This is a genomic window from Rossellomorea sp. ABR4_012, assembly GCF_056159545.1.
In genome coordinates, this window is sequence record NZ_JBSWVK010000001.1 from 1,592,224 (window position 1) to 1,618,258 (window position 26,035).

Consider the following 26,035-nt stretch of genomic DNA (forward strand, 5'->3'; position numbering starts at 1 on the left):
CATATGTGAGATTGAAAAGCTGGGTGACATGAAGTGAATGTAGAAGATTTTGATTTTCACCTGCCTGAGGAATTGATCGCTCAGACACCGCTTGAGCATCGGTCCGAAAGCAGGTTGATGGTATTGGATAAAGAAGATGGATCCATTGAACATTACCGTTTTAAACATATCGTCGATTTCTTGAAGGAAGGAGACTGCCTTGTACTGAACGATACGAGGGTGCTGCCTGCACGGCTCTTTGGTCAGAAGCAGGATACAGGCGCCAATATCGAAGTCCTGTTATTGAAACAGGAAGACGGGGATCAATGGGAAACACTTGTAAAGCCTGCAAAGCGGGTGAGAGTAGGCACGGAAATTGTGTTTGGCGATGGAAAGCTGAAAGCGGTATGTGTCGGATTGAAAGACCACGGTGGGAGAATACTGGAATTCAGCTATGAAGGTATTTTCTATGAAGTGCTTGATGAACTCGGTGAAATGCCTCTGCCGCCTTATATCCGGGAACGCCTTGATGAACAGGACAGATATCAGACCGTGTTTGCAAGGGAGAGGGGATCTGCGGCAGCACCGACGGCAGGCCTTCATTTTACAGAAGAGCTTTTAGAAGAATTGAAAGCAAGAGGGGTACATATTGCCTTTATCACTCTTCACGTAGGGCTTGGAACATTCAGGCCCGTATCAGTGGATAAAATTGAAGAACATGACATGCATGCCGAGTTTTATCAGGTTTCAGAAGGAACTGCACGGCTTTTGAATGAAGTGAAAAGCAAGGGCGGGAGAATCATCACCGTCGGAACCACATCAACACGGACGTTGGAAACCATTGCTTCGAAGCATGGAAAATTCGTCGAAGAAAATGGATGGACCAATATCTTTATCTATCCCGGTTATGAGTTCAAGGGAATTGATGGGCTAATCACGAATTTCCATCTCCCGAAATCCACCTTGATCATGCTTGTCAGTGCTTTAGCCGGTAGGGAGAACGTTCTAAATGCTTATGAAACGGCAGTGAAAGAAAAGTACAGATTTTTTAGTTTCGGCGATGCCATGTTTATTAAGTAATCCTTTTCTAAAACTTTGTTAGCGTAGGAAAAGCAGCAAACGATTAGAGAACAGCCTTAAAGTAATCTAAGCTTTACCTAATTTGGAAGGAGAATTACCACCTTGACTGCAATAAAATATGAATTGATCAAAACGTGCAAACAAACCGGGGCGAGACTCGGGCGTGTTCATACACCGCATGGATCCTTTGAAACACCTGTCTTCATGCCGGTCGGGACCCTGGCCACTGTGAAAACGATGTCCCCGGAAGACCTTAAGTCAATGGATGCAGGAATCATACTCAGCAACACGTATCATTTATGGCTCCGTCCTGGTCATGAGATTATCAAAGAGGCAGGCGGCCTGCATAAATTTATGAACTGGGACCGCGCCATTCTTACAGACTCTGGTGGATTCCAAGTATTCAGTCTGAGCAAGCTTCGTCAAATCGAGGAAGAAGGAGTCCATTTCCGTCATCATCTGAACGGTGATAAATTGTTCCTCAGTCCGGAAAAAGCGATGGAAATCCAAAATGCCCTTGGCTCGGATATTATGATGGCGTTTGATGAATGTCCTCCATATCCTGCAGAATATGAGTATATGAAGAGTTCCGTGGAAAGGACGTCAAGATGGGCTGAACGCTGTCTTGAGGCTCATCAGAGACCGCATGATCAAGGGCTGTTCGGTATCGTGCAAGGGGGAGAATACGAAGAACTCCGTAAACAAAGTGCACGGGATCTTGTTTCGATGGACTTTCCGGGATACGCTGTCGGAGGACTTTCAGTAGGCGAACCGAAAGATGTCATGAATCGCGTGCTCGATTTCACCACCCCTCATCTGCCGACGGATAAACCTCGTTATTTAATGGGAGTAGGGTCGCCGGACTCGCTCATTGACGGCTCTATCAGAGGAATCGATATGTTTGACTGCGTACTTCCGACTCGCATTGCACGTAATGGTACACTAATGACGAGTGAAGGTCGCCTGGTCGTGAAAAATGCGAAATACGCAAGGGATTTCCGTCCAATCGACGAAAATTGTGATTGCTATACGTGTAAAAATTATAGCCGCGCATATATCCGTCATCTCATCAAATGTGATGAAACCTTTGGGATACGTCTTACGACTTATCATAATCTTCATTTTCTGTTAAAATTAATGGAGCAGGTCAGACAAGCGATTCGAGAAGATCGACTGGGGGACTTCAGAGAAGAATTTTTCGAGCAATATGGCTTTAACCGTCCAGATGCGAAAAACTTCTAAGCTATATAGGAATTGAAAGGAGGGGAAAGGAATGGAAGGTTTAGGTACGATTTTACCGTTGATCCTTATGTTCGTACTGTTTTACTTTTTACTGATTCGTCCGCAGCAGAAGCGCCAAAAAGCAATCACGAAAATGCAGAATGAACTGGCGAAAGGTGACAGAATCATTACGATCGGCGGGTTACACGGAACGATTGATGCCATTGAAGAAGGCAAGATAGTCATCCTGTGCGGAGACGGAAGCCGACTTACATATGATCGCAATGCAATCAGAGAAGTAGTCAGCGTGTAAAAGACTCTAAAAAAAGCTGCTCCAATATGTGCCATGCACATGGGAGCAGCTTTTTTATTTATGTTCTCGAGGAATCCTGATTTAATCGCCTGAAGGGCCGCCGCTCAAATTGACCCCTAGAATGCCCCCCATCATTGCTGTCAGGATATAACAGCCATGATAGACCATTTGTTCGATTGAAAAAAGACTGTCGTATCCCAAATATTGAAACAAGAAAACGATGAGCGTGTAAATCAGTCCGGTTGATCCCCCAAGCATCCATCCTTTCATCTTCCCTTTTCCGCCTGACATGAATCCGCCGATGAATAGTGCTAAAAACGAGACGATTGTGACAAATAGCGATATCGAACTCTCAGTTAGCTCGGTAAATCGAAGCATTAATGAAAATACAAGACTTGCCACAACTGCTATAAGAAAAATGGTTAAAGTTCCGTAAAGTACGGCACCTCCGATTTTTTTCGCTTCGATGATGGTTCTCCCCTTTCTGCCTCTGTTATTTAATTTTCTACTAGTACAAGCATATTCACCTGGTATCGAAAAAAGACTAGATATTTTTCATGGTCAAGCCTCATAGACTTATTATGAAACTTGACTTCGGGCAGAAGGAGCTTGATTATGTCACCGACTCTAGTGCTTATCGTTTTTATCGTTGTATACATTCTGTTGATTTCAGAAAAATGGAACCGCGTCCTGGCTGCGATGGCAGGTGGGGCTGCCATGCTTTTGATAGGAGCATTCCCTATAGAAAAAGCTCTCTTTACCTATATTGATTGGAAAACCATCGCTCTATTGTTTTCAATGATGCTCATTGTCACGATGACCAGTAAAACTGGTTTCTTCGAATATATCGCGATTCGTCTGGCGCAGTCCGTAAACGGGAACGGGCTTGCCTTGCTCATTCTTTTCTCGCTGCTCGCGGCAGTGGGATCCGCTTTTTTGGCGAATGTCACAATCGCGATGCTGCTTGTCCCCATATTGTTTAAGCTTACCAAATTACTTGATCTTCCCCCGATCCCGTATCTGATCATGACCATACTCGCATGCAATATAGGAGGGACCGCGACACTCATAGGGGATCCGCCGAATATGATGATCGGCCAGGCAGTGAAACACTTCACATTTAATGCATTCATTGAAAACCTTCTTCCGGTGGTGGTGATTGTATATGTTGTCACTCTATTGATCATGGGGACGGTGTACAGGGAGGTCCTTCATGTGAAGGAAGACCGTAAGCTTCTTCTCAAAGGAGTGGCTGCAAAGGATTATCTGAAACGAAACAATGGTTTATTTCAATCGATTGCTGTGCTTCTGATGGTCCTCACAGGCTTTTCGCTATATCCTATGTTCCATCTTGATGTGACAACAGTGGCAATTGCAGGAGCCGTGCTTTTGATGTTGCTGCTTGAAAAGATTTACCCGCCGGAAAGTATTTTAAGAGAAGTGGAGTGGGGTACATTATTCTTCTTTATAGGGTTGTTCCTGCTTGTAGGTGGGATTGAAGAGGCGGGATTCATCGATGAAATTGCGCGTGAAATCATAAGGGCGACTGATGGGGATATGCAGAAGACATCCTTTGTCATTCTATGGGGTACGGGAATCCTTTCAGCCGTTGTTGATAATATACCGTTTGTGGCTGCCATGATCCCTGTCATCCAGGAATTCGGTGAATTTGGAATGGTCAATATGGATCCGGTTTGGTGGTCGCTGGCTTTAGGCGCATGTTTGGGCGGTAACGGCACACTCTTGGGATCTTCATCCAACTTGGTCATAGCGGGGCTTGCATCGAAAGAACATGTACATATCAAATTTTATCAATATTTGCTCATCGGCGTCCCCATCACCCTGATATCATTGGCTGTATCAACTGTGTATGTATATTTTAAATATATCCGGCCATTCCTGGGTGGATAAAAATTCCTCCGATTATTTTTTCAAGAAGGTTCATACTAATAGGTGAAATGTTTTTTTGAGGGGGAAAAGTGGTGGAGGAATATGGAGTCATAATAATACGCACACTTTTTCTTTATTTATTGATTACGTTCATCTTTAGAATCATGGGAAAACGGGAGATAGGGGAACTGAGCATTTTGGACTTGGTTGTCTTTATTATGATTGCCGAGATGGCTGTATTGGCTATTGAGGAGCCCACAGATCCAATCATTCACACGATCCTTCCCATCAGTGTGATGGTTCTCGTTCAATTTGCATCTGCATGGCTTTCATTACGGTCGAAATCATTCAGGGAGTTTGTCGATGGAAAGCCGACCGTACTGATCCATAATGGAAAAATAGATGAAAAAGAGATGAAGAAACAGCGGTATAATTATGATGATTTATTACTCCAGTTACGTGAAAAGGATGTTTTCAACCTGGCAGACGTCGAATTTGCCGTTCTTGAGCCGTCAGGAAGCTTGTCGGTTTTAAAAAAAGAAAGAAAATCTACTGGCTCGCTGACACTCCCACTGATTCTTGACGGGCAGGTCCAAAGAAACCATTTGGAGATGATGGGAAAAACCCCATTCTGGCTGCGGAAAGAACTGCGGGAAAGAGGATACAAAGAGATCTCGGAAATTTCCTTCTGCAGCTTCCATAACGGACAGTTTTATATTGATTTGATTGATAAGTGATCTTTTAAAATGAAAACCCCTTTCTGATATTCAACATCAGAAAGGGGTTTATTAGATTAAACAATGAATCTGCGTAAAAACGGGATCCGCTCCAAGTCATTTTTCACGATAAGCTTCAACGCGAAGGAAAGTCCGGTGTAAACAATCGTTGTGGAAAAGACTCCGAACAGGAGTCTCCAGATAAGACCTTCATTCGTAAAGAGAGTAAGGAACGAATAATGACCCCACAGTCCTGAAAGAGCGAGGACCAGGATGACCTTTAAATAATCCCTGAGATAAATGGTCATCGGTATATATTTAAGAATGGTCATGAAATGAAGCAGGGTGACCAGCATGAAGCCAGTGACGATTCCTAAAGCGGCACCGTTGATCCCGAATGCCGGCTGGGAGGCAAGGATGAAAATCACCGCTGTCTTTACGACTGCTCCTATCAAGCTGTTGACCATGGCTGCCCGTGCGAGATTCAACGCCTGCAACACCGCTTGCAGCGGGCCTTGATAGTAATAAAACAAGAAGAAAGGGGCCATGATCATGAGGAATGCCGCACCGCTTTCACTGCCATACATGACCTGCATGAGAGGCTTTGCGTATATATACAAAACGACGACCGAAATACCGCCAGTGATAAGGCAAAAGCGTAAAGCCTGCTGCAGCCTGTGCTCAATCAACGAAAAATTTTTATTAGAATTTGCTTCACTGATAGCAGGCACCAATGACTGGGACAGGGATAAGGTGACGAAAGATGGCAAAAACAAGAGAGGGAGAGCGTAACCGGTCAGTGAGCCGTACTGTTTTGTAGCCATCGACGCTGCCACTCCTGCAATGGCAAGGCTGTGTGCGACCACGATCGGTTCAAAAAACCAGGCGATGGACCCGATCATCCTGCTTCCAGTAGCAGGGAGCGCAACGCTCATCAATTCATTGAAGGTGTGCCGACCGTCTTTAATCGATTTAAAGAAGTTCTTTCTCATTTTAAATTTCTTTTTTAATTTAAAACTTGCAAACAAATAAAGCAGCGAGGCAAGCTCTCCAAGTACCGATGCCGCCATGGCCGCAGCCGCGGCGTATTCAATGCCATATGGAAGGAACGTTTTCGTCAATACGGCAATGAACGTGATGCGGACGACTTGTTCTATCACTTGTGAAATGGCAGAGGGTTTCATATTTTGCCGGCCCTGGAAGTACCCTCTGATCACGGAAGAGATGGCCACGATCGGAATGATCGGGGCGATGGCGACTAGAGGATAATAGATGCGGTCATCCGTGAACAGTGTTTCGGTTAAATAGGGAGCCAGTAAGATCAGGGCAGGGGTGAATATCAAAGATAGGAGTAAAGTAGTGGATAGGGAGACAACCAAGATTCTTTTGACTTTCCGGATATCCCCTTTCGCTTCCGCCTCTGCAACATTCTTAGATATGGCTACAGGGAGGCCCAGCTGTGTGATGGTGATGACAAGAATCAAGGTCGGGAATGCCATCATGAAAAGCCCTACGCCTTCTTCACCGATGAACCTGGCGACGACGATTCGATTGACAAAACCCAATATTCTTGTAATAAAGGCTGCAACCATGAGGATGATTGTTCCTTTAAGAAACTTTGACATAAAATTCCCTGCCTTCTCAAAATTGGTATTATCGTATACAATAATGTATATGCAGGCATGTGGACAAAGCATGACAAGTTGTACATAATTCTGGCTAATTGTGATAGGTTAGCCCTAGGCGGTGACGAGGAATGAAAGCGAATCAGCATCCTTACGATCGTTTTTATGATTCATTAGAACCAGCACTTTCAAGTAAAGTAGAAGAATTTGAGATATTGGGATATGGCAAGGCGAATGTTGAACGGCTTTGGGCTTATTTGACTAAAAAGAAGTGGAAGAAGCCTGAGGTGGACGTGAAGTTTTTTCAACTGGTAAGTGACGTCCTTTCAGTCAAGCCGGGAGAATATATGAGTTTTGAAACGGTGGAAGCGTATCGTTCTCCTAATTGGTTCGAGGATATTAATGAAGAGGAATTGAATGCACTTTTGCGTCCAGGAAAGAAAAGGTAAATTGTCTGATATTTAATTGACACTCCTTTGATTCTCATAGATAATGAGTATGGATTTATCGGGAATATAATAGAATAATTTTTATCATGTGGTGAAAAACGGCAAGGAGGATTTATACATAATGGTAAAGCGCGGCCGAATAATCGCCTTCTTTTTACTTGTATTTTTACTTGCAGGTACTATGGGAGGAACAGCAAAAAACATCCTGGACAACATTAAATTAGGATTGGACCTGCAGGGTGGTTTCGAAGTACTATATGAAGTTAAGCCTCTTAAAGATGGGCAGGAAATAACGAAAGAAACAGTCTCCAATACCGCGGATGCGCTGGACAAGCGTATTAACGTACTCGGTGTCAGTGAACCGAATATCCAAATTGAAGACGGAAACCGTATCCGTGTTCAATTAGCCGGTGTAGAGGATCAGAATCAAGCGAGGGAAATCTTGTCTACCCAGGCAAACCTGACTTTCCGCGATGTAAATGATAAGGTGCGCCTTGACGGGTCCGATTTGGTCTCCGGTGCGGCGAAACAAACCTTCGATGAACAGAATAATCCGATCGTTTCCCTGAAACTGAAGGATCGTGAAAAGTTCTATCAACTGACAAAAGATATCCTGGCAATGGCTCCCGAAAATCAGCTGGTTATCTGGCTGGATTATGAAGAGGGGAAAGATTCTTATAAAGAAGAAGCGGGTAAGCAAGATCCCAAGTTCTTATCTGCTCCTGGTGTAAGCAAGCCGATCAACTCGGATGAAGTCATCATTGAAGGTAATTTCACAGTGGAAGAAGCACAGAATCTTGCTTCCCTGTTAAACGCAGGAGCACTTCCTGTTAAATTGGATGAAATCTATTCCACTTCCGTCGGGGCACAATTCGGTCAGCAGGCCCTGGATAAGACAGTGCTGGCGGGAATAATCGGCATCGCGATCATTTTCTTATTCATGATTGCATATTACCGTTTCCCGGGTCTTATCGCTACGATAACGCTGTCGGTTTATATTTATCTGGTTCTATTGATTTTTGATCTTATGAACGGGGTATTGACGCTTCCGGGTATCGCAGCCGTCATTCTCGGTGTCGGTATGGCAGTCGATGCAAATATCATCACATATGAAAGAATAAAAGAAGAGATGAAGGTCGGTAAACCGATTCGTTCTGCTTTCCAAGCAGGAAATAAATCTTCTTTCTTAACGATTTTGGATGCAAATGTAACCACGATTCTCGCTGCTTCTGTACTATTCATGTATGGTACAAGCTCAGTTAAGGGATTCGCGACAATGTTGATTGTCAGCATCCTGACAAGCTTTATCACAGCTGTCTGGGGATCACGTCTATTACTGGGACTGTGGGTGCACAGTAAATTCTTTAATAAGAAGCCGGGCTGGTTTGGTGTGAAGAAAAGTGAAATCAAGGATTTAGCTGAGAATTATGATACTCTCGACCTGCCTACCAAATTTGATCGTTTCGATTTTGCTAAGCAGCGCAAAAAATTCTTTGCTTTATCAGGAATCTTGATATCTGCGGGTATCCTGATCCTTGTCATTTTCAAGCTGAACCTTGGAATTGACTTTGTCAGCGGATCACGAATGCAGATCCTGGCAGATGAAAGCCTGACAAATGAGGAGATCAAGAAAGAATTGGAAGAAGTGAAGCTGACTTCTGACGATGTGGTGATTTCAGGGGATAAAGATAATATTGCAGTCGTCCGTTATACGGAAGATCTCAGTAAAGGTGATATTGCCAAGTTAAAGGATCATTTCAATGGCCTTTACGGGGCAGAGCCTAGTATCAGTACGGTATCACCTGTCATCGGTAAAGAACTTGCCAAAAATGCAATGATTGCCGTTGCGATCGCATCAATCGGTATCATCATTTATGTAACGTTCCGCTTTGAATGGAGAATGGCACTGGCATCCATAGCAGCCCTCTTGCATGATGCATTCTTTATCATCGCTTTCTTCAGTTTGACGAGGCTTGAAGTGGATATTACATTCATTGCCGCAGTATTGACGATTGTCGGGTATTCGATTAATGATACGATCGTTACCTTTGACCGCATAAGGGAAAATCTTCGTAAAAAACGCCGTCTGAAAACGGATGAAGATATCGAAGATGTTGTAAATCAGAGTCTTCGCCAAACGATGGGACGCTCTGTGAACACCGTCCTTACTGTAGTCTTCGCCGTCATTGCCCTCTTGATTTTCGGAAGCGAATCAATTCTGAATTTCTCGATTGCATTATTGGTAGGTTTGATTGCAGGTACTTATTCTTCAGTATTCATCGCGTCACAGCTGTGGCTAGTCATGAAGAAAAAGGAACTGAAGAAAAAAGGTACGATCAAAACGGTAAAAGAAAAGAAGAAGTGGTCCGACGAACCACAAGTTTAATAGTAAGAACTGAAGAGATCCAGGGTATCCCTGGATCTTTTTCTTTGTTTCTGAATTAGCGTTATTTTACGGTGTTAGGTTACAATAGAAAAGTAGTGGAAGGAGGTTACTTCATGAATCCTGAAGATCGCTTTAAAAAAGCTGAGTTCGCTGCTATGGTTGGAATTGTCGGGAATATACTGCTTGCCCTCATAAAATGGGGAGCGGGAATAGCCGGTAACAGCCGTGCACTGATTGCGGACGCCGTACATTCCGCTTCGGATGTAGCGGGATCCCTGGCTGTATATATTGGGCTGCGTGCAGCAAAGCAGCCTCCAGATCAGGATCATCCCTATGGTCATGGAAAGGCAGAATCGATTGCAGCGATCATTGTCGCAGTCTTATTATTTTTAGTGGGCATTGAAATCGGGAAATCGTCAATAGAATCTTTTTCACACCCTTTAACCCCTCCTGGGATGATCGCGATTTATGCCGTCATATTTTCGATTATAGTAAAAGAAGCGATGTTTCAATATAAATATCGTTTGGGTAAAAGGTTAAAGAGTGATGCCTTGATTGTGAATGCATACGAGCACCGCTCAGATGTGTTTTCATCAATCGCTGCACTCATCGGGATCTCAGCTTCCATTCTGGGCGGAAAGCTGGAGATTGGGTGGCTGGTTTACGCAGATCCGGTAGCAGGGTTGTTTGTCGCGCTCCTCGTGCTGAAAATGGCTTGGCATCTGGGCAAGGAATCCATACATAATACACTGGATCATGTCCTTCATGAAGAGGATATCATCCCATTACGAAAAATCGTTGAATCCGTGCCCGAAGTAAAAGAGATAAACGAATTGCATGCGAGGGAGCATGGACATTATGTCATCATCGATTTGAAAATCAGTGTAGATCCCTTTATGACAGTCGAAGCCGGGCATCGTGTGGGGAAAGCCGTGAAGCAGAAACTCATGGAAGAATCAAATGTAAATGACGTATTTGTTCACATCAACCCATATAATCCAACAGAAGGGGAATCCAAGGATTCGGTTGATCTAATGTAGGAGGAGATAGGATGAAATTTCAATGGACATTACTTTTGGGGATATCTTTTGCGCTGATCGTTGCGGTCTTTGCGGTCATTAATGTTGATCCGGTAACCGTCAATTATTTATTCGGCCAGTCTGAATGGCCGCTTATCCTCGTTATTCTTGGCTCTGTATTGATGGGTGGTATCATCATCGGCTCCGTCGGTCTTTTCCGGCTATATGTTGTGCAGCGTAAAGTCAAAGCGCTGGAAAAAGAGAATCTCCTTCTAAGGGAGCAGGCGGAAAAGAAGCATACCGATAAAAAGAAAGAGACTTCCCTGAAGAAGCAGGCACCGGATTCAATAGGTGAAACCGGTGAGTAACAAAACCAGTGGCATGTGCCACTGGTTTTTGTTTTCTTTTCGAACGGAAGATAGATTGAAACCCCTCCCTCATTTTTGTATAATTAGTAAGGCTGAGGAGTGAACGTATGTTAAATTCTAAAACACGCTGGATGATTGCAGAAAATGACCAGCAGAAGATAGAAGAACTTGAAAGAGAATTAAAAATACCATCGCTTGTAGCGAAATTACTATTGAACCGAGACTTGAAGAATGTAGAAGAAGCTCGGGATTTTTTGTTTGATAAAGGCGATTCTTTCCATGACCCATTTTTATTCAATGATATGAAAAAAGCGGTCGGGCGCATTCAAGATGCGATAAATAATCAGGAGAGAATCCTTGTATACGGTGATTATGATGCCGATGGAGTGAGCAGTACATCGGTGATGATGACTGTTCTGCGTGATATCGGAGCCCATGTGGATTTCTATATTCCAAACCGCTTCAGCGAAGGATACGGTCCGAATGAAGCGGCATTCCGCTGGGCAAAGGATGAAGGATTTACACTGATCATCACGGTTGACACTGGAATATCAGCCGTACATGAAGCACAAGTAGCTAAAGAGTTGGATATTGATTTGATCATTACGGACCATCATGAACCGGGTCCTGTCCTGCCTGAAGCACATTCCATCATCCATCCTAAGATAGAAGGCTCAGAGTATCCGTTCGAAGACCTTGCAGGAGTAGGGGTAGCCTTCAAGCTGGCCCATGCTTTATATGGTGAACTTCCCGCTCATCTGCTTGATCTTGCTGCGATTGGGACGATTGCTGATTTAGTGCCCCTCCGCGGGGAAAATCGGATACTTGCAAAGCGGGGGATTGCTAAACTCCGTGTAACGGAACGAAAAGGCATAAAAGCTTTATGCAAAGTGGCGAATTCCCATCAGCATGAAATGACTGAGGAGTCGATCGGCTTCATGATTGCTCCCCGCATCAATGCGGTTGGACGTTTGGGCGACGCAGATCCGGCAGTGGACCTCATGTTGACGGAAGATGAGGAAGAAGCGAAAGCACTGGCTGAAGAAATCGATTCGTTGAATAAGGAAAGACAATCCATTGTGAACACGATGACCCAAGAAGCGATAGAAATGGTGGAGAACGATTTTCCTCTGGATGACAACTCTGTTCTCGTGATTGGCAAAGAGGGATGGAACTCAGGAGTAGTCGGCATCGTGGCATCAAGATTGGTAGATAAATTCTATCGTCCTACCATTGTGCTGAGCTTTGATTCTGAAAAAGGAATGGCAAAAGGATCAGCCAGAAGCATTGTCGGCTTTGATTTATTCAAGAGCTTATCGGAATGCCGTGATATCCTGCCGCATTTTGGCGGACATCCGATGGCGGCCGGTATGACATTGGAGCTCGATCACGTAGGTGAGCTAAGGAATAGACTCAATGAAATAGCCGGGAGTGAATTGACGGAAGAAGACTTTATCCCAGTCACGGTAATGGATGCAGCAGTCAAAATGGAAGAAATCACAATTGAATCGATTGAGAAGCTATCACTTCTTGCTCCGTTTGGGATGCAGAATCCAAAACCAAAGTGGGTAATCGAAAATGTTTCGATTGAACACTACAAAAAAATCGGGTCCAATCAAAATCATTTAAAAGTAGTACTTGGGGATGAGAACAATAAATTGGATGGAGTCGGTTTTGGACTTGGGGAACTCGCTGACCATATCACCCCGTTTTCGGGTGCTTCTATCATTGGTGAATTATCGATCAATGAGTGGAATAATCGGAAAAAACCCCAGATCTTCCTGCATGATATTAAAATCGACCAATGGCAGCTCTTTGATGTGCGCGGTATCAGACAGGTCGATAAATGGGAAAAGCTTGTTCCGGAAGAAAACAAAAAGATCTTTTGTTTTCATTCAACCACCCTTGAAAAGCTGAATATGAGAGATCGGGAGGATGTTCTTCTAGTAGAAGGTGCTGAATCACTCAGTGATGTATCTACAGACGGTGCAAGCATCGTTTTCCTGGATATGCCTGCATCTAAGGAGTTGGTGAAAGCCATCGTTGGAAAAGGGCAGCCGCACCGCATTTACGCTCATTTCTTTCAGGATGAAGATCATTTCTTCAGTACGATGCCGACCCGCGATCATTTCAAATGGTACTATGCCTTTCTCACAAAGCGAGGTTCATTCGATTTAAACAAGCACGGCGATGATCTTGCAAAATATAAAGGATGGTCGAAAGAAACAATAGATTTCATGTCACAGGTGTTTTTTGAATTGAAGTTTGTTACAATAGACAATGGATTTATTTCTCTTAATCCCGTTAAAACCAAGAAAGACTTATCAGAGTCCCCGGCGTATCAGAAGAAACAGCAGCAATACGAACTTGAAAACGAGTTGTTATATTCTTCTTACAACGAGTTGAAGGCTTGGTTTAATGAGAGGATAAAAGAGTCCGTTACATTTGAGGAGGAAGTAGAAGCATGGACTTAAAACAATATGTTACAATCGTTGAAAACTGGCCTAAAGAAGGAATTAAATTTAAAGATATCACCACACTCATGGACAATGGTGATGCCTATAGATATGCTACAGACCAAATTGTAGAATACGCCAAGGAAAAAGAAATAGACCTAGTAGTGGGTCCTGAAGCAAGAGGATTCATTATCGGTTGTCCAGTAGCGTATGCATTGGGTGTAGGTTTTGCACCGGTACGCAAACCAGGTAAACTGCCTCGTGAAACGATCAAAAAAGAGTATGGATTGGAATATGGCAAAGATGCACTGACGATTCATAAAGATGCAATCAAACCAGGTCAGCGGGTACTTATCACGGATGACCTCCTTGCAACAGGCGGTACAATCGAAGCTACCATCAAGCTTGTAGAAGAACTGGGCGGCATCGTGGCAGGATGTGCATTCCTCATTGAACTCACATACCTCGACGGCCGTGATAAACTTGAAGGATATGACGTCCTTACACTAATGCAATACTAATCGTTTACATTCTTTCAACAAGGTCAATACTACAATAAACGAATCCATAAGGGACTGGCATTGCGAAATGTCAGCCCTTTTTTATATATGGTAATTTAATGAATTGTTTTCAAAAATAAGATTGTTAAAGTCTATGCTTTTATCACACAGATAAAAATGTGGATAGGTACACTCTAAATTCAGCTAAGTTTATGAGAACTTCGATATTTAGTCTTTCCAGCTGTTGATTGGAGTGCAAGACGAAGACTCCTGCGGGAAAAGCGCGTAAGGTGAGACCCCGCAGGAGCGAAGCGACGAGGAGGCTCACCAAACGCCCGCGGAAAGCGAAGTTTTGCACGGAAATCAACAGCGGTATTAGAAAGACTATTTAATACTAATTAGAAAGTTAATCTATCGACTCATTTCGACAAACTTTGATGAAATCTGAGAATTTTACCCTAAACCCTTTACAGAACCTTAATTTTTTTTGATAATAGTAACAATCATTAAAATTGAAACAGCACTGAAAATTTTTAAATATAAAGGTGATTTTGATCATGTCCAAAGATCAAGTACTAACCCCTGAACAGGTTATCGATAGAACAAAAGAATATCTGAATGATGAGCACGTGCAAATGGTACAGAAAGCGTACGATTTTGCCAAGGAAGCTCATAAGGAACAATACCGGAAATCCGGTGAACCGTATATCATTCACCCCATTCAAGTTGCCGGAATCTTGGCAGACCTGGAAATGGATCCGTCCACTGTCGCTGCCGGGTTTCTTCATGATGTGGTGGAAGATACCGACATCTCACTGCCCGAGATCGAAGAGGCATTCAACGCAGAAGTGGCCATGCTCGTAGATGGGGTTACAAAGCTTGGTAAGATCAAATATAAATCCCAGGAAGAACAGCAAGCTGAAAATCACCGGAAAATGTTTGTTGCAATGGCTCAGGATATCAGGGTCATCTTGATCAAGCTTGCCGACCGTCTGCATAATATGAGGACGCTGAAGCATCTGCCTCAGGAAAAACAAAGAAGAATCGCGAATGAGACACTGGAAATCTTCGCTCCCCTTGCCCATCGATTGGGGATTTCAAAAATCAAATGGGAGCTTGAAGATACTTCCCTGAGGTATTTAAACCCTCAGCAATACTACCGGATCGTCAATTTAATGAAGAAAAAGCGTGCGGAACGTGAAGAGTATCTGGATGATGTAGTGAATGAAGTGAAGGACCGCCTTGGTGATGTACAAATCGAAGCGGAAATTTCAGGACGCCCGAAACATATATACAGCATCTACCGGAAGATGGCTCTTCAAAATAAGCAGTTCAATGAAATTTATGATCTTCTGGCCGTCAGGATCGTTGTAGACAGCATCAAAGATTGTTACGCGGTACTTGGGATCATCCATACATGTTGGAAACCGATGCCTGGCAGGTTCAAGGATTATATCGCCATGCCCAAACCGAATATGTATCAATCTCTTCATACGACCGTCATCGGACCTAAGGGAGATCCTCTCGAAGTACAGATCAGGACGCTTGAGATGCATGAAATCGCAGAGTACGGGGTAGCGGCACATTGGGCTTATAAAGAAGGGAAAAGTCTCGATGATAAAGTTTCATTCGAAAAGAAACTTTCGTGGTTCAGGGAAATTCTGGAGTTCCAGAATGAATCGGCCAATGCTGAGGAATTCATGGAGTCTCTTAAGATTGACCTTTTTTCCGATATGGTGTTTGTGTTCACGCCAAAAGGGGATGTTCTCGAGTTACCGTCTGGATCAGTTCCAATCGACTTTTCCTACCGCATCCACTCGGAAATCGGAAATAAAACGATCGGCGCAAAAGTGAATGGGAAAATGGTGACACTTGATTATAAATTAAAGACGGGTGACATCATTGAAATTCTTACGTCCAAACATTCATATGGACCTAGTCAGGACTGGTTGAAGCTAGCTCAGACTTCACAGGCCAAGAATAAGATAAAACAATTCTTTAAAAAGCAGAGAAGAGAAGAAAACATTGAAAAAGGCCGCGATCTGGTTGAAAAAGAAATTAAAAATCAGGACTTTGATTTGAAGGAAATCCTAACTGCAGAAAACATCCAGCGTGTGTCAGAGAAGTTCAACTTCTCGAATGAAGATGATATGTATGCCGCAGTCGGCTACAATGGCATCACGGCAGCCCAAATTGCTAATCGCCTGACAGAGAAAGACCGTAAGAAACGTGAACAGGAAGATAAGCTCGAAGAAACCATGAAAGAATTGAATGCTCAGCCTGTTAAACGGAAAAAGGATGCCGGGGTACAAGTGAAGGGAATCGACAACCTGCTTATTAGGTTATCGCGTTGCTGCAGTCCTGTGCCCGGGGATGAAATTGTCGGGTTTATTACAAAAGGCCGCGGAGTTTCCGTACACCGGGCAGATTGTACGAATGTCCAGACGGAAGAAGTTGAACAGCGCCTCATTCCGGTTTCATGGGAAGGTGACGGCCAGGATCGGAAAGAATATAATGTCGATATTGAAATATCAGGCTATGACCGCAGAGGTCTCTTAAATGAAGTACTGCAAGTGGTAAATGAAACGAAGACAAATATTACTGCTGTCAGCGGTAGATCGGATCGAAATAAAATGGCAACCATCAATATGTCTATTTCGATACAGAATATCTCCCACCTTCACAGGGTTGTGGAGAGAATTAAACAAATATCTGATGTATACGCTGTACGCAGAATTATGAACTAGGGGAGGTTTTCTTTCATGAAAGTCGTTCTGCAGAGATGTAAAGAAGCCTCTGTGACTGTCGGGGGAGAAGTGACTGGACAGATTCAGTCAGGCTTTGTTCTGCTTGTAGGCATCACCCATGAAGATAAAGAAGAAGACGCCCGCTATATAGCAGATAAAGTGGTGAATCTGAGGGTATTTGAAGATGAGGACGGAAAGATGAATCATTCCCTGCTGGATGTAAAGGGTGAAATCTTATCAATTTCTCAATTCACATTATATGGTGACTGCCGAAAAGGAAGAAGACCGAATTTCATGGATGCAGCAAAGCCCGGTCATGCACTCCCTCTTTATGAACATTTCAATCAACTGTTGGAAGTAAAAGGTGTTAAGGTGGAAACAGGTGTGTTCGGGGAAATGATGGATGTCAAATTGACAAACGACGGACCTGTCACGCTGATCCTGGAAAGTAAATAATCTAATGAAAAAGCTGCCTCATATGGGGCAGCTTTTTCATTGTTAGTTTAATGTGCTCAGGACCTATCAATTAGAGAAATAATCATTCAGCCCATGATAGATCGCTGTTGCAGCCAAATCTTGATAATAATGAGAAGTCATATTCGCTTCTTCAGCCGGATTGCTTAAAAATCCTAATTCGAGCAGGATGGCAGCTTGTTTGTTTTCGCGGATGACATGATAGTCCCCAGTGCGGACTCCGCGGTCTCTTGATGGCAGTCTGCTTGCAAGGCTTTCGTGCACATCATACGCCAGATCTTTTTGATAGCTTTTATTATAAAAGGTAGTATGGCCGGCGACACTGCTGTCATAAATACTGTCGAAGTGGATGGAGATAAACGCATCCGATTCATAATAATGTGACAGTGATACGCGCGAAGGAAGTGACACATATTCATCGTTTTTCCTAGTGAGGACGACTTCTGCACCCGCGCTTCTAAGCTTATCTGCCAGAAGCTGTCCGGTTTTCATTGTAATCAGCTTTTCAAGCGTCCCCCTCGTACCGATCGTACCGCTGTCACGGCCACCATGTCCTGGGTCAATAATGATGACTTTGTCTTTTATCCCTCCGCTTGTGTTCCTGGAAGGAGTGGTCTCAGAACCATTCCCCGATCGTATAGATACGATCCATCCTGCAACATAAGCGATCGTTCCATCCTCCAATTTGATTTCATACCAGTCTCCTTTTTTTTCTGTGACAGAGAAGGTTTCTCCGCTGTTCGCCCGTCGGACGACTTCAGACTGAACATCGGCACTGCTTCTGATATTGGTCCCGTTATGAAGGATGGTTACCTTCTCACCTGAAGGCTGTGCTGAAGAGGTTGCTTTTTTCTGTTCTTCGGCTACCGTTTTTTGCACAAACCAACCGGCAATCCAACCAGATTTACCGCCGGAGAGTTTGATCTGAAACCAATTATTTCGCTCTGACAATATAGGGTACTTCTCTCCTTTATTGACCTTGCCGATGATATTCCCGTTTAAAGAAGCCTCACTTCTAACATTTAATGAATTTACGGTTATCATTCCTGTGAAGCTCTCCGAAGTGGAAGGAGCATCAGCCGAAGTGCTGGATATTTCAATATAATTATCTGAAATCCAGGCTTTCGTATTTCCAAATTGAATCTCATACCAGCCGGAGACACTGCCGGTGATCGATACTGTATTGCCTCTGTGGACAGCACCAGCAATGGGACTCCCAAGTGAAGGTGATTTTCTGACGTTTAACGTGCCTGTGGTAATCACGCCCTGCTTCGCTTCCTGTTTTTTAGAAGGAGAAACAGGTGTACTTGAACGTTCGCTCAGATTCACGTAATCCTTATGGACCCATCCGCTCACATTCCCCGATTGCACGGACAGCCAGCTGCCGCTCGATTCGGAGATCGTAACCTTGTCCCCTTTATTTAAAACTGAGACGACCGCCTCGGACGTGCTCGGGCCTTTTCTTAACCGCAGTCCATTGGTACTTACAGTTCCCTGTTGCCCGGTTTCGTCAGATGATATTGATTCACGGGTGACGAGCCAATTTGCCACCCAGCCTTCTCCTTTGTCTGTGGAGATCTTGTACCAGTCATTCTTCGTCTCAACAATACGGAACGTCTGATTTCTATGTACTTGTGTCAAGACTGGATAACTGAGGCCAGGTCCTGTACGGACATTAAGCGTTGCCGTACTGATGGACACTCTTCCTTCGTCGGCATGGACGTAGGATTCCGTCAACGGCTGAAAAGGGAAAATTAATAATAATGCCAGGATGACTGCTGTGACTTTTTTAATTGCCTTCACCACCTTCTGTTGATTTTTCTTACTCCTTTATTATCGGAGATTTTTCAGGAACTTTTATTTCATCCGATGAAAATTCCCATTACCGTTTAATACGATAAAAAAATTAAAATTCCTCCATGACGATAGAAATTTGGGTAATTGGAAATGATAGTAGATATGAATGTTGGAAAGGATGGTCTGCATGAGGTCCAGTGATAAAAACTTTATGAGTGCCAATGGGGAGAATCAGTTATTCGGAGTGAATTTTCATCATTTTGTAGAGCGGGAGAAAGATGCGATGAATGTTGAACTCGCCTCTGAATTTGGGCTTTCCTTAAGGGAAGTCAAATTATTGAAAAAGAAAATGGAAAGATCCTGAGAAAAAATTCATTCAGCCTCTTGACATGAACTTATGCCATACGTATCATTATAGAAATAAAATAACATTTTATATTTAAAACCGATGATCGAGAACAGTAACTAAGCAAACACTTGGATAAGAGAGGAAATGCCGCGGCTGAAAGCATTCTGCAAAGTGCCTTAGTGAATGAACACTCGGGAAGGTTTCGCTCTGAACGTTATACTAGTAGGAGATGAACGTACCAGGCGTTAACTGGCTGAGTGGAGGTCTTTATTGATCTCAATTAGGGTGGCACCACGGGAATAACAGCTCTCGTCCCTTGTTTTTTATGACAAGGGATCGAGGGCTTTTTTTATTTACATAAATTAGTTAGTTTCATTGAAGGAGGAATTCAACTTGTCCATTCAAATACCAAGAGGTACACAGGATATATTGCCTGGGGATGTGGAAAAGTGGCAGTACGTAGAGGAAGTGGCGAAAAATCTATGTCATGCCTATCAATATAAAGAAATTCGCACACCGGTCTTCGAATCGAGCGAACTTTTTACAAGAGGCGTAGGGGATACGACGGATATTGTTCAAAAAGAAATGTATATGTTCGAAGACAGGGGAGGGAGAAGTCTTGCCCTTCGTCCTGAAGGAACGGCATCTGTCGTAAGATCTTTTGTCGGCAATAAGATGTTTGGGAATCCGAGTCAGCCGGTGAAACTGTATTATTCAGGACCCATGTTCCGGTACGAACGTCCTCAGGCTGGACGATACCGCCAGTTCGTTCAATTCGGAGTCGAAGCACTCGGGAGCGAGGATCCGGCTATCGATGCGGAAGTCCTTTCCCTTGCAATGAGCATTTACAAAGAACTAGGTTTGAAACAGTTAAAGCTGGTCATCAACAGCCTCGGTGATTCGGGAAGCCGAAATGCGCACAGAGAGGCTCTTATCAATCACTTTAAGCCAAGAATCAACGAATTCTGCGGAGACTGCCAGAACAGACTGGAGAAAAACCCATTACGAATATTGGATTGCAAGAAAGACCGCGATCACGAATTGATGTCTACGGCCCCATCAATCCTTGAATATTTAAATGATGAATCGAAGGATTACTTTGAAAAAGTCCAGCGCTACCTGAAAGACATGGATGTAGAGTTCGAAGTGGATCCGACTCTCGTAAGAGGGCTGGATTATTATAATCACACGGCCTTTGAAATAATGAGCAATGCGGAAGGTTTCGGAGCGATCACGACGCTTTGCGGAGGCGGGCGTTATAACGGTCTTGTTCAAGAGATTGGAGGACCTGAAACACCCGGTATCGGCTTTGCATTCAGTATTGAAAGACTGTTGTCCGCTTTGGATGCAGAAGGAGTCGAACTTCCAATCGAAGAGGGAATAGACCTCTTTATCGTGTCTCTTGGTGAAGAGGCCAAAGATTATGCAGTGAAGCTTCTTCACACGGTAAGAAAAGAAGGTATTTCTTCCGAGAAGGATTATCTTGACCGGAAGCTGAAAGCCCAGTTCAAAGCAGCAGACCGTCATCAGGCCAAGTATGTCGCGGTCATCGGAGACGACGAGCTGAAGGAAAACAAGATTAATTTAAAAGATATGGCGACCGGAGAACAAGAAGAAGTCAATCTTGACCAGTTTGTCGATACGATTAAAGGAAAATTATCCTAGTGGAAAAAAGATGGAGAATTTCATCAAGGAGGAGAACGAGATGACAAAAAGAACAGCATACTGCGGTGAAATAACAGAATCATTCATTGGTCAAAAAGTGACCATCAAAGGATGGGTTCAAAAGAGAAGAGACCTCGGCGGATTGATTTTCATCGATCTTAGGGATAGAGAAGGGATTGTGCAGGCTGTTTTCAATCCGGATCTCTCAGAAGAAGCCCTTGCTCTTGCAGAGAAAATCCGCAATGAATATGTGTTAAGTATTACCGGTACGGTAGTAGAAAGAGGAGAAGGAACAGTCAATCCTAATTTAAAGACCGGTAAAGTCGAAATCCAGGTTGATAAGGTGGAAATCATAAATGAAGCGAAAACTCCTCCATTCATGATTGATGACCAAATGGAAGTGTCGGAAGATGTCCGTTTGAAATACCGCTATATCGATCTTCGACGCTCTGCTGTGGCCGACACCCTTAAAATGCGCCACAATGTAACGACATCGTTCCGTACATTTTTAAATAATAATGGCTTCTTGGATATCGAAACGCCGATTCTGACAAAAAGTACTCCAGAAGGCGCGCGTGATTATTTAGTGCCAAGCCGTGTACATCCGGGAGAGTTCTATGCTCTGCCTCAATCACCGCAGATCTTCAAACAATTGCTGATGGTTTCCGGGTTCGACCGCTATTATCAAATTGTACGCTGTTTCCGTGATGAGGACCTTCGAGCAGACCGCCAGCCGGAATTTACTCAGATTGATATGGAAATGAGCTTCATGGAGCTGGATGAAATCTTGGCCCTGGTCGAAGATATGATGAAAAAGCTTATGAATGACGCAAAAGGCATTAATATCGAAACACCATTTCCGCGCATGACGTATGATGACGCCATGAGCCGTTATGGTTCGGATAAGCCAGATACACGATTCGCGATGGAACTCATCGATGTATCGGAAATCGTGAAGGATTCCGGTTTCAAAGTCTTCTCCGGTGCTGTCGGGTCCGGCGGTCAAGTAAAGCTGATCAATGTGAAAGGAGCTGCATCTGAGTATTCACGTAAAGATATAGATGCATTGACTGAATTCGTTTCTCGTTACGGTGCAAAAGGACTTGCATGGCTGAAAGTAGAAGAAGAAGGATTGAAAGGTCCGATTTCAAAATTTGTGACCGACGAAGATGCCTCTCAACTATCAGCTGCAGCTCAGGCCGAAGCTGGAGACTTGCTTCTATTCGTAGCTGATAAAAAATCAGTCGTTGCTGACGCATTGGGTGCTTTGCGTTTGAAATTAGGAAAAGAGCTTAAACTGATTGATGAGAGTAAGTTCAATTTCTTATGGGTGACGGATTGGCCGCTCCTTGAATTCGATGAAGAAGAGAACCGTTATTACGCAGCACATCATCCATTTACAATGCCAGTCCGTGAAGATATCGAAAAGTTCAATTCTAATCCTGCAGAAGTACGTGCTGAAGCATATGACCTAGTCCTCAACGGATATGAACTTGGAGGGGGATCGCTTCGTATTTACGAACGCGACATCCAGGAGAAGATGTTCAACGTACTAGGTTTCTCTAAGGAAGAAGCTCAGGAGCAATTCGGATTCCTATTGGAAGCTTTCGAATACGGTACACCTCCACATGGCGGAATCGCTCTGGGATTGGACCGTGTTGTTATGCTCCTTGCCGGTCGTACGAATTTACGCGACACCATTGCCTTCCCTAAAACAGCAAGTGCAAGCTGCTTGTTGACAGAAGCGCCTGGCGGTGTCAGTGCAGCTCAATTAAAAGAATTATCTTTGTCCCTTGACGTTGAGAATGAGTAAAATTTACTAAGGTCAGTTCATTGAAAATTCAAAATTCTTATGGTATGATTTAAACAATCACAAACGAGTCCTGATGTGTACGACGTTAACCCTGATAGTTTTGACCGAACACTTATAACTTTGGGAGCTTGTCGTTTCTGTTACGCGTTCATGCCTCAACGAGGACTAACAACTAGCAGAGCAAAGCACCCACCTGCCGAGAGCGGGTTCAAAACGAAGGAATCGCAGCGACGGCACGATTGGGACTTGTTTACTTCTATTAAAAAAATCATATTTGAATAAAACCAGGCTGGTTCAAAGCCTGGTTTTTTTGTTGGACCATTAATATAAAAAGCTTTATCCAAGTAGGTTGTTGCTTACCTCTTTGAAAACACAGAGTGGATTGGAGCGGAAGGCATTTGACTCCGACGGGAAATAGAGGAAAAGTCGAGACCCCGCAGGCGGTACGCCGAGGAGGCTCGACTTCCTCCCCGCGGAAAGCAAATGCCTGCAGCGGAAAGGAACGGTCTAAGTTTTAAAGATAAAGACTCTTAGAAAAACAAACGGCAGAAAAGATTTCAAGTTGATTTTCCCCCTGCTATCCTTTATTCTAATTCAGTATAAACCTAGTCGAATACTTATAATGGAGTTGATTGAATTGCTACACCAGTTTTCAAGAAATGAATTAGCGATCGGAAAGGAAGGCCTCAATACGCTGAAGAACAGTACAGTTGCTGTGCTCGGAATCGGCGGAGTGGGATCCTTTGCAGCAGAAGCATTGGCACGTTCAGGTGTAGGACGTCTTTTATTAGTGGATAAAGATGATGTGGACATCACAAATGTAAACCGTCAGATTCATGCGCTGCTCTCTACAGTAGGCAAGCCCAAAGCCGATTTGATGCGCGATCGCATTAAAGATATAAACCCAGAGTGTGAAGTGATTTCACTGAAGATGTTCTATACGGAAGAAACGTATGAAGAGTTCTTCAGTTACGGATTGGATTATGTGATTGATGCATCCGACACGATTTCTTATAAAATACATTTAATGAAAGAATGTCTCAAGAGGGATATTCCTTTGATCTCAAGTATGGGTGCCGCAAATAAAACAGATCCTACCCGTTTCCAGATTGCCGATATCAGTAAAACGCATACGGATCCGATTGCAAAGGTCATCCGGACACGTTTGAAGAAAGAAGGAATCAAGAAAGGTGTAACCGTTGTATTCTCTGATGAGAGTCCGATTGTCATCCGAGAAGATGTGAGGAAGGAAGTAGGAAAGGACGATGCTAAGATCAGGAAAGCTCAGCTTCCGCCGTCTTCGAATGCTTTTGTCCCTTCGGTGGCAGGGTTAATTGCAGCAAGCCATGTAATGAATCAATTGTTAAAAGATATTGAAATCAAAAGAGTGAAAGATAAATAAAAGAGGAAGACCCGTCTGGAAAAAAGACGGGTCTTCTTTTTTGTGAAGGAGCTTAATGAATGACCGGTGCAGAAGAAGGCTCCTCATAATTTTCGGCTTCTTTGATGATCGACAGCAATTGTTGCAGCTTCTCGTGTTTCCCCATGAGTGTAATATATCTGTCCTTTAAATGTTTTTGAACTTGGAGAAGCTCCCTCTTATCTTTTTTCAACGACTCATTTTCTTGTCTTAGGGTTTCCGGCTGCTGCGTGTCGTTTAGAAATTGGATGCAATCCTGCAGTGTGATTAGGGAGTCGTTCACCTCTGATGGTTGTGTTTTCCTTATAGCATAATAACGATGGGAGCAGGTGGCAGCTGAACGGTTTATTTTTGCAGCCACTTCCTTGAACGCTTCCTTCTTCGGAAGTCCCCGGTCCAAGTATGAGTGCACGGTGTTCATTAACAGCTTGTCTTCTGAATCTGTCCAGCTTTTTTTTGAAGAATTCATGATATCCCTCCCTGTATAAACTCTTTTTTATAGCTTTACACAACAGTTAAAATAAATGAACCCATTTTATGTAAAATGGATTGACTCTTGAACGTGTTATAGTGTACTATCTAACTAGAACACTAAAACGCTTTAGGGAGAGTCGGATATGAGCGCATTTAAAGGACTTCTGTGGAAGGATATGAAAACATCAAAAATTTGGTTTTACGGATGGCTCGCCATTATCTTATTTATTTACGCATTGGGGATGATACTCGGCAGAGTGACAGGGGAACCGACTGTTGTGATTGTGTTTGTCATTATGCTCGGGGTCTTCCATCTGGCCGTCATGCCGGTTATCCTTTTCTCCATGCTCAGGGTGGAAGGTAAGACACAGCTGTGGCTGCATAGTCCACAAAGCGGTTTTAAGCTGATCGCTCCGAAATTGATTATTGCCTTCATTTACTCAACATTGTCTTTCTTATTGGTTGATATTCTTGGGGTCATCAGTATTGCGGGACTGCCGGATGCTGAGAACTTCTTTTCGTATTGGCCGTTTAAAGAAGGAATTCTTTTTAATCTTGGAATCACTGTTGCTGCGTTTAACTTTTCCATTTGGACCTTCTTTTTTTGGACTTTTTACCACGCACTGGGGAAATTCCCGGCGATTAAAAACATTAGATGGCTGTTCATCTTGGTATTCATCATTGTCTATCAGAGCAGTACAGCAATCTTGATGAGTGTCGGATGGGTGCAGAATCTTTTTGAAGTCTGGACGATCGATGTACCGTCAGGCTTTGCGTTTACAGCCGGGCAGGGAACTGCAGAGGCAGGGTTTTATAGTGAAGTCATCCCGTTTCCTATCCTTCCCTTTGCTTTTGAAGGACTTGTCATGATTACTTTATTTATCATTTCCTGCTGGTTATTAGACCGTAAAGTAGAGGTGTAAGGAATGACAGAAGAATATACAGCATCAAAACCGATATACGTACAAATAGCAGACCGCATCATCCGGGAAATCGTCAGAAATGAATTGAATCCTGGAGATAAGCTTCCCTCCGTCAGGGAGATGGCGATTCAATCAGGGGTAAATCCGAATACCATTCAACGTACGTACAGCGAATTAGAAAGGATGGATATCGTGGAGACAAGGAGAGGGCAGGGAACATTTGTAACGGAAAATCAGGAGATTCTATCTGTGCTGAATGAGAAAGTTCAAAGGGAAGTGGTGGAGCAATTCATCCGCAACATGAAAGAACTCGGTCTATCGCAGAAACAAATGATCGAAAGCCTTGAAAAGTATGGAGAGGGGGAATAGGC

23 protein-coding genes, 1 other RNA gene and 1 other annotated feature are annotated in these 26,035 nt (G+C 43.6%); of the genes, 20 read left to right on the forward strand and 4 right to left on the reverse strand.

Going from position 1 to position 26,035, the window contains the following annotated elements:
• Positions 1–33: 33 nt before the first annotated feature.
• The 3 genes from queA (at position 34) to yajC (ending at position 2,593) form a co-directional block, all read left to right on the forward strand.
• Complete coding sequence (gene queA, locus ACXAFV_RS07735; protein WP_475125537.1) at positions 34–1,059, forward strand: tRNA preQ1(34) S-adenosylmethionine ribosyltransferase-isomerase QueA; 1,026 nt, start codon at positions 34–36, stop codon at positions 1,057–1,059.
• Positions 1,060–1,161: 102 nt separating this feature from the next.
• Entirely contained in the window at positions 1,162–2,301 is a 1,140-nt protein-coding gene (tgt, locus tag ACXAFV_RS07740) for a tRNA guanosine(34) transglycosylase Tgt (RefSeq protein ID WP_475125538.1), read from the forward strand.
• A 31-nt stretch (positions 2,302–2,332) separates the two neighbouring features.
• The gene (gene yajC / locus ACXAFV_RS07745; protein WP_446243744.1) at positions 2,333–2,593 is read left to right on the forward strand and encodes a preprotein translocase subunit YajC; all 261 of its coding nucleotides are present in this window, start codon (positions 2,333–2,335) and stop codon (positions 2,591–2,593) included.
• An 81-nt stretch (positions 2,594–2,674) separates the two neighbouring features.
• Here yajC and ACXAFV_RS07750 read toward each other — a convergent pair whose 3' ends face one another.
• Positions 2,675–3,061, reverse strand: a complete 387-nt coding sequence (locus ACXAFV_RS07750) for a TIGR04086 family membrane protein (protein WP_475126093.1) — start codon at positions 3,059–3,061, stop codon at positions 2,675–2,677.
• A gap of 147 nt (positions 3,062–3,208) precedes the next feature.
• On the opposite strand from ACXAFV_RS07750, the gene ACXAFV_RS07755 reads away from it, so the two are divergent.
• Positions 3,209–4,504: an ArsB/NhaD family transporter gene (locus tag ACXAFV_RS07755; protein ID WP_475125539.1), complete on the forward strand. Its 1,296-nt coding sequence runs from the start codon at positions 3,209–3,211 to the stop codon at positions 4,502–4,504.
• Positions 4,505–4,575: 71 nt separating this feature from the next.
• Complete coding sequence (locus ACXAFV_RS07760; RefSeq protein ID WP_475125540.1) at positions 4,576–5,220, forward strand: DUF421 domain-containing protein; 645 nt, start codon at positions 4,576–4,578, stop codon at positions 5,218–5,220.
• Positions 5,221–5,276: 56 nt separating this feature from the next.
• Here the strand turns inward: ACXAFV_RS07760 and spoVB are convergent, their stop codons facing one another.
• A complete protein-coding gene (gene spoVB / locus ACXAFV_RS07765; protein WP_475125541.1) occupies positions 5,277–6,824 on the reverse strand; it encodes a stage V sporulation protein B in 1,548 nt (515 codons plus the stop codon).
• A gap of 131 nt (positions 6,825–6,955) precedes the next feature.
• Between spoVB and ACXAFV_RS07770 the strand changes: the two genes are divergently transcribed.
• The 8 genes from ACXAFV_RS07770 (at position 6,956) to dtd (ending at position 17,205) form a co-directional block, all read left to right on the forward strand.
• Positions 6,956–7,273 (forward strand): post-transcriptional regulator, encoded by a 318-nt coding sequence (locus ACXAFV_RS07770; RefSeq protein WP_475125543.1) that lies wholly within the window; start codon positions 6,956–6,958, stop codon positions 7,271–7,273.
• Between the two features lie 121 nt (positions 7,274–7,394).
• A complete protein-coding gene (secDF, locus tag ACXAFV_RS07775) occupies positions 7,395–9,659 on the forward strand; it encodes a protein translocase subunit SecDF (RefSeq protein WP_475125544.1) in 2,265 nt (754 codons plus the stop codon).
• A gap of 113 nt (positions 9,660–9,772) precedes the next feature.
• On the forward strand, positions 9,773–10,699 hold the full coding sequence (locus ACXAFV_RS07780; RefSeq protein WP_475125546.1) for a cation diffusion facilitator family transporter: 927 nt from the start codon (positions 9,773–9,775) through the stop codon (positions 10,697–10,699).
• 11 nt (positions 10,700–10,710) lie between these two features.
• Positions 10,711–11,046, forward strand: coding sequence for a LapA family protein (locus ACXAFV_RS07785; RefSeq protein WP_475125547.1), 336 nt, complete (start codon positions 10,711–10,713; stop codon positions 11,044–11,046).
• Between the two features lie 107 nt (positions 11,047–11,153).
• Entirely contained in the window at positions 11,154–13,520 is a 2,367-nt protein-coding gene (gene recJ, locus ACXAFV_RS07790) for a single-stranded-DNA-specific exonuclease RecJ (protein WP_475125548.1), read from the forward strand.
• Entirely contained in the window at positions 13,511–14,023 is a 513-nt protein-coding gene (locus tag ACXAFV_RS07795) for an adenine phosphoribosyltransferase (RefSeq protein WP_446243735.1), read from the forward strand. The genes recJ and ACXAFV_RS07795 overlap by 10 nt, the downstream gene beginning before the upstream one ends.
• A 536-nt stretch (positions 14,024–14,559) precedes the next feature.
• Complete coding sequence (locus tag ACXAFV_RS07800; RefSeq protein WP_475125550.1) at positions 14,560–16,749, forward strand: RelA/SpoT family protein; 2,190 nt, start codon at positions 14,560–14,562, stop codon at positions 16,747–16,749.
• 15 nt (positions 16,750–16,764) lie between these two features.
• A complete protein-coding gene (gene dtd, locus ACXAFV_RS07805) occupies positions 16,765–17,205 on the forward strand; it encodes a D-aminoacyl-tRNA deacylase (protein WP_475125551.1) in 441 nt (146 codons plus the stop codon).
• A gap of 66 nt (positions 17,206–17,271) precedes the next feature.
• On the opposite strand, the gene ACXAFV_RS07810 is transcribed toward dtd, so the two are convergent.
• Positions 17,272–19,026, reverse strand: a complete 1,755-nt coding sequence (locus ACXAFV_RS07810; RefSeq protein ID WP_475125553.1) for an SH3 domain-containing protein — start codon at positions 19,024–19,026, stop codon at positions 17,272–17,274.
• A gap of 181 nt (positions 19,027–19,207) precedes the next feature.
• Between ACXAFV_RS07810 and ACXAFV_RS07815 the strand changes: the two genes are divergently transcribed.
• The 5 genes from ACXAFV_RS07815 (at position 19,208) to ACXAFV_RS07835 (ending at position 24,249) form a co-directional block, all read left to right on the forward strand.
• Complete coding sequence (locus ACXAFV_RS07815; protein WP_341985482.1) at positions 19,208–19,384, forward strand: RNA polymerase subunit sigma-70; 177 nt, start codon at positions 19,208–19,210, stop codon at positions 19,382–19,384.
• Positions 19,385–19,459: 75 nt separating this feature from the next.
• Positions 19,460–19,689 (forward strand) — a binding site (T-box leader).
• A gap of 73 nt (positions 19,690–19,762) precedes the next feature.
• The gene (gene hisS, locus ACXAFV_RS07820) at positions 19,763–21,034 is read left to right on the forward strand and encodes a histidine--tRNA ligase (protein WP_475125555.1); all 1,272 of its coding nucleotides are present in this window, start codon (positions 19,763–19,765) and stop codon (positions 21,032–21,034) included.
• A gap of 40 nt (positions 21,035–21,074) precedes the next feature.
• On the forward strand, positions 21,075–22,847 hold the full coding sequence (gene aspS / locus ACXAFV_RS07825) for an aspartate--tRNA ligase (RefSeq protein ID WP_475125556.1): 1,773 nt from the start codon (positions 21,075–21,077) through the stop codon (positions 22,845–22,847).
• A gap of 64 nt (positions 22,848–22,911) precedes the next feature.
• A non-coding RNA gene (ssrS, locus tag ACXAFV_RS07830) (6S RNA) lies at positions 22,912–23,097 on the forward strand.
• A 387-nt stretch (positions 23,098–23,484) separates the two neighbouring features.
• Positions 23,485–24,249: a tRNA threonylcarbamoyladenosine dehydratase gene (locus ACXAFV_RS07835; protein WP_475125558.1), complete on the forward strand. Its 765-nt coding sequence runs from the start codon at positions 23,485–23,487 to the stop codon at positions 24,247–24,249.
• Between the two features lie 52 nt (positions 24,250–24,301).
• Here ACXAFV_RS07835 and ACXAFV_RS07840 read toward each other — a convergent pair whose 3' ends face one another.
• The gene (locus ACXAFV_RS07840; protein ID WP_475125559.1) at positions 24,302–24,736 is read right to left on the reverse strand and encodes a hypothetical protein; all 435 of its coding nucleotides are present in this window, start codon (positions 24,734–24,736) and stop codon (positions 24,302–24,304) included.
• A gap of 148 nt (positions 24,737–24,884) precedes the next feature.
• Here ACXAFV_RS07840 and ACXAFV_RS07845 point away from each other — a divergent pair, with 148 nt between their 5' ends.
• Together ACXAFV_RS07845 and ACXAFV_RS07850 are read left to right on the forward strand one after the other, a co-directional pair.
• Positions 24,885–25,664: a hypothetical protein gene (locus tag ACXAFV_RS07845; protein ID WP_475125560.1), complete on the forward strand. Its 780-nt coding sequence runs from the start codon at positions 24,885–24,887 to the stop codon at positions 25,662–25,664.
• Between the two features lie 3 nt (positions 25,665–25,667).
• The gene (locus ACXAFV_RS07850) at positions 25,668–26,033 is read left to right on the forward strand and encodes a GntR family transcriptional regulator (RefSeq protein ID WP_446243725.1); all 366 of its coding nucleotides are present in this window, start codon (positions 25,668–25,670) and stop codon (positions 26,031–26,033) included.
• The last annotated feature ends 2 nt before the right edge of the window (positions 26,034–26,035 follow it).